We start from the raw sequence: 5,362 nt of genomic DNA on the forward strand, positions 1-5,362 counted from the left end.
ATTATCAATAGTATTAATTTTTAATTTTTTTAGATATAATTCTTTATCTGTTTTTTTTCCTTTAATGGTTTGCTCCGAAAAAATTCCAATTTCTACATAGTCTTGTAAAGGAAACGATTCTGTAGGATACTTGTCACCTTTCCTAGTGAACTTTAATGTTTTTCCTTTAGGATCTTTGAAGATTCTTTTTCCTTCCTTGTCAGCTTTATACTTTGAAACTTCAAACTGAATCGTAACTTGAAATTTGCCATTAGGCATTTTTTTAGAAGTCACATTACTAATCCTGTTATCGTATAAAGTTATTGTCTCAAACATATCATTAATAACATATTGTAACGAATCTGGAGTTGCTTTTTTAAATTCGTTTACCAATTCTATTGAGTTGGTATAGGGAGCATCTTGAAAAGCTACCTTACTTATATAACTCTTTAAGGTATTGTTCATTTTCTGTTCTCCAATATAATCACTTAAGGCATACAATACTAATGATCCTTTTTCATAATGAATGTATTGTTGGTTTTCGTTAAACATTAAAGGCCGTTCTTTTTTGCTTTCAAAAGTTCGTCCTTTCAAATATTTATCTAGTGCATCTTTTAGAAATCGTCGCATTTTAGATTTTCCATACGTATGCTCTAAAACTTTTAATGAACTGTATTCTGACAAACTCTCAGAAAGTAACGTTACCCCTTGAACATTGCCACCTATAACTTGGTGAGCCCACCACTGATGCGCTACCTCGTGTGATGTAACTGCAAAAGGATAATCAACAGCGTCTTGATTGTCGTCATTTACATCAGCTATAAAACCAATGGCTTCAGAGTAAGGGATTGTATTTGCAAATGATTGTGCAAATTGACCTTGCGTTTTAGGATATTCAATAATTCGAACTTGTTTGTGCTGGTACGGACTGAAATTTTTAGTATAATACTCTAGGGATTTTTTTACACCTGCAATCATTCGACTTAGGTTGTATTCGTGTCCTTTGTGGTAATATATTTCAATGTTTACATTTTTCCATTTGTCTCGTTTAACCTCATATCGAGCAGAGTTAAAAGCATAGAAATTAAGCATTTTTTTATCCATTTTATAATGGAAATAATTTCGTCCGTTTTTCTGCCATTTCTTTTTTAAATAACCAGGCGCTATAGCTGTTTGATCTCCAGAGGTACTTACTGTAGTTTCAAATGTTAGCCAATCCGAATCAGAACTGATATAATTGTTTTTCCTAGCAATACTATCTGTTGGTTTAGCCATTCGATCTTTTGGTTTCAGTCCGTATTTTTTTCGAACATCATCATCTATCAATTCACTTTTAGCTGAATATCCTATAGAAGGAAAAATATCCTTATTAATAAACGTTCCATTATATAAAACGGGAGAGTTATTTTTAAAGAAAGTATTTGGCTTGTTCTTAACAACAAAACTCATTTGGATAGAGTCACCAGGTTGCAACGCTTGCTCTAATTTATATATGTTAAAATTATAAAGTGTATCCTTAGAAACCAGCTTGTTTTTGACATTGAAACTAACTTGGGTTCCTTCTGTATAATCCACAAAAATAGAGTCAATTACTTGAGTTGATTTGTTTTTTAAAATGTATTTCCCATTAGCAACAAAATTGCGTTCCTCTGGAAACAAATCCATATCAATTTTAATATCTGTAATTCTTGGTTGAACTTTGTTCTCGAACTTTTTGTATTTCTTCTCCCAATTTACAATTTCTACCTCCTGTTCGTTTCCGCTTTTATTTTCGTTTAAAATATTATCTTGATAGTACAACGCTCCACCAATTCCTAAAAAAACGAATGTTGACGCTACCAGTAGCAATGCAATTTGCTTTGTAAATCTGATTTTAAAATCTGACCAACGACCCTTAAAAGATTGTACCGTACCTCTAGTCCAAAAAAGTAATGCTAAACCAAAGAAAATAATTCCAAGTGCTAACCAATATATTTTATAGAGAAAATAAGATGACAATCTGTGACCATAACCATTCATATCAGAAAAACTATAACCCGTATCACTATTAAACTGATAAATTAGTTGCTCAACCCCTATTGCTGGCAGAAAACTTAATCCTATGTAAAAAAGTAAAAGGATAAAGAATCCTAACAAATAGTTTTTAACTAATGTTTGAATAAGAACTGCCATTAATGCCCAAATTATATATTCTATCCATTTTAAGGCATACAATTCAAAAAGATAATGACCTATTTCAAAATTAAAATAACCTTTATACACCTGAAACAAAATCCCCGAAAACATAATTACTAAAAGTAACACCATTTGCATTTTGACAATGGCAATAAACTTTGACAAAAGTAAAACCCAGTTAGGAGTAGGAGTTACATCTATTAAATGAAACATTCTAGTGGTAGTAGCACGATGAATTAAAATCCCAGAAAAAAGAAAGGTTAAAATATTGATAAACAACCCAAAAGTACTTCCAGGAATTTCGAGCATTTGCCAAGTAACCGGATAGGTTTCTGTTCCAAAAAATGCACCCGAAGACAAAGCTGTAATTAAAATAAAAAGCATTCCCACAAGCACAATGCTGATAAATATCCAGTTTTTCACAATAAATTTAAAATCTACTTGAGATAAACTCCAAGCTGTTTTCAAATTTTGTTTGGTTGAATAATCATACCCTACTTTAGGCAAGTTGACTTTAGTGATTCCACCAAAATTGTTCTTTGTAATACGCTCGTTATCTTTACTTTTTCTTAGTGTTAATGCTGTTTGAGTAAATGAAAAATAGCGGTACATAAGACCTAGAATTACCATAGAAACAGTCAACCAAATTGCCCTATTGTAAATAATAGCTCCCTTAAAAGGCAGTAAATTTTCGTTTTTCTCGTAAACAGTCCAATACTTTGTATAATAACTTAAAGCTTCACTACCAAAAGGATCAAAAAGCGCAACCAAAAATCGATTCTCATTTTCTTTTGTAAAACTACTTACAATACCTTGCACAAATAAAAGAAGTAAAACAGTAATGAAACCAACCGAAATATTACGGGTAATTGTTACTACTGAAAAAACAATTACACCAAAAAACGCTAAATTAGGGATTATAAATATCAAATAACTTTGCAAATAGGCCATAAAACTATGCGGACCCAATAACTGTGGGTTTACTCCTGGTAAAAATGAAGCTAAAAAAGCACCTAAACCAATGCAAAGCGTGATTAAAATAACAACTAATAAGGAACTGAAAAACTTACTCATTAAGTAATCCCATTTGCTAAATGGATACGAAAACAAGATAGAATGCATGTTATATTTAAAATCACGATAAACGGACGCACCTATAATGGAGGGCAATAAAAAATAAATAAAAACTGATAATGCGTTTAACATATTGTTTAATGCTATAGGCGAATTTGCCATAGCGTTAGAGGCCGTAGTAGTTTTAAAACTATCAAAAATTCCAAGACTACTAGCCATCATTAACATAGAAAATGCCATGAAAATTCCGGCGTATATATAAAAAGTTGGATTTTTTAGCCACCTTTTTAATTCAAAAGTAAATAAGGTTCCAAACATTTTATAAGTCTTTTTTTAGTGCAACAAAATATACATCTTCTAACTGAGGTTCTGCCTGAACAAAACTTTCATTTGGCTTTTCTTGACTGTACACTCTAATGTTTAGCGTGTTGTCTTGGTTGTAATTAGAAGAAATTACATTAAAGTCTTTTTCGTTTTGTTCCAATGCTTCTCTTTCAATAATTTTAGTCCAAATTTGACCTGAAAGCTCAGCTGTTGCAGCTTTTGGAGTACTTTGATTTAATATTTTTCCACCATTTAGAATGGCCATTTCATTACATAATTCTTTTACATCATCAACAATGTGCGTTGAAAAAATAACGGTATGATTTGTACCTATTTCTCTTAATACGTTTAAAAAACGGTGTCTTTCCGCAGGATCTAAACCAGCAGTAGGTTCATCAACAATGATTAACTTTGGATTATTTAACAACAATTGCGCAATACCAAAACGCTGTTTCATACCGCCTGAATAGCCATTTACATTCTTCATTCTAACGTCATACAAATTAGTAACTTCTAATACTTGTTTGACAATTACTGTTCGCTCTTTTTGAGATGAAATCCCTTTTAATCGGGCAAAATAATCTAGTAAATCTTCTGCAGACATATTAGGATAAACCCCAAATTCTTGAGGTAAGTATCCCAAAATTTTACGCAATTCCATTTGATTTTCAAGAACATTAATTCCATCAAATTCTATGGAACCTGAATCCGGTTTTTGTAAAGTAGCTATGGTACGCATTAAACTAGATTTACCCGCACCATTAGGACCCAAAAGTCCGAACATTCCTGTTCCAATTTCTAAATTCAAATTATCCAATGCTTTTACACCATTGCTATATGTCTTGCTCAAGTTACTAATCTTTAACTTCATGATTTATTGGTTTAGTTAAGTCAGATTAGTATCGTATTTACTAAAATGTTACCAATTATTTCTTATTTTTAGTACTAATTTATCCTAATCGACATTGCAAACCGTTGTTCCTTAAGATAATACCAAAGTAAAAAAAATAAATTCCTTTTAACTTAAACCTACTTTTAGAACCATAAAACATTTGATCTATTATTATTCAAAAATGCTTTGAAACGTTGAGTCTTTGCGACAAACAAAAATCCTTTGTACCTTTGCTACATGATAGAAGATAAAAACCCACAACGCACCAGCATTGCTCAACTAGGAGAATTTGGCCTAATAGATCACTTGACAAAAAACTTCGAAATTACACAAGCTTCTACTCTAAAAGGAATTGGTGATGACGCAGCTGTTTTAGACTTCAAGGACAAAAAAGTGGTAGTGTCTACTGACTTGTTAATTGAAGGAGTGCATTTTGATTTGGCATACATGCCTTTGAAACATCTAGGATATAAAGCGGTAGTTGTTAATATTTCGGATATTTGTGCCATGAATGCTAAGGCAACTCAAATAACCGTTTCGGTTGCGGTTTCTAACAGATTTCCACTAGAAGCTCTTGAAGAATTATTTGACGGTATTACACATGCCGCTGCAGAATATAAAGTAGATGTAATTGGTGGAGATACTACCTCATCTCAAAAAGGATTGATCATAAGTATTACAGCTATTGGCGAAGCCAATGAAGACGAAATCGTATATAGAAATGGAGCTAAAGAAACTGATTTACTAGTTGTTACTGGAGATATTGGTGCTGCCTACATGGGATTACAAGTCCTAGAGAGAGAGAAACAAGTGTTTCAAGTGAATCCAAATAATCAACCTGACTTAGACGCTTACACTTATCTTATCGAACGTCAATTAAAGCCAGAAGCTCGAAAAGATGTTCGTACATTACTACAT

Annotated in this window: 3 protein-coding genes; 1 reads left to right on the forward strand and 2 read right to left on the reverse strand. The window is 32.1% G+C overall.

Annotated elements, in window-relative coordinates; genetic code table 11:
* Window positions 1–3,546 (reverse strand): M1 family aminopeptidase (locus FPG59_RS13485; RefSeq protein ID WP_086455108.1); only part of this gene is annotated, 3,546 nt, incomplete at its 3' end.
* A gap of 1 nt (window position 3,547) precedes the next feature.
* Window positions 3,548–4,423 carry an ABC transporter ATP-binding protein gene (locus FPG59_RS13490; RefSeq protein ID WP_086455109.1) on the reverse strand — a complete coding sequence of 292 codons (876 nt, stop codon included), beginning with the start codon at window positions 4,421–4,423 and terminating at the stop codon, window positions 3,548–3,550.
* 258 nt (window positions 4,424–4,681) lie between these two features.
* Here FPG59_RS13490 and thiL point away from each other — a divergent pair.
* Window positions 4,682–5,362: thiamine-phosphate kinase (thiL, locus tag FPG59_RS13495; protein WP_086455110.1), on the forward strand; the 681-nt coding region annotated here is incomplete at its 3' end.

It is taken from the genome of Flavobacterium sp. FPG59, from assembly GCF_002150205.1.
In the GTDB taxonomy this organism is placed as follows: domain Bacteria; phylum Bacteroidota; class Bacteroidia; order Flavobacteriales; family Flavobacteriaceae; genus Flavobacterium.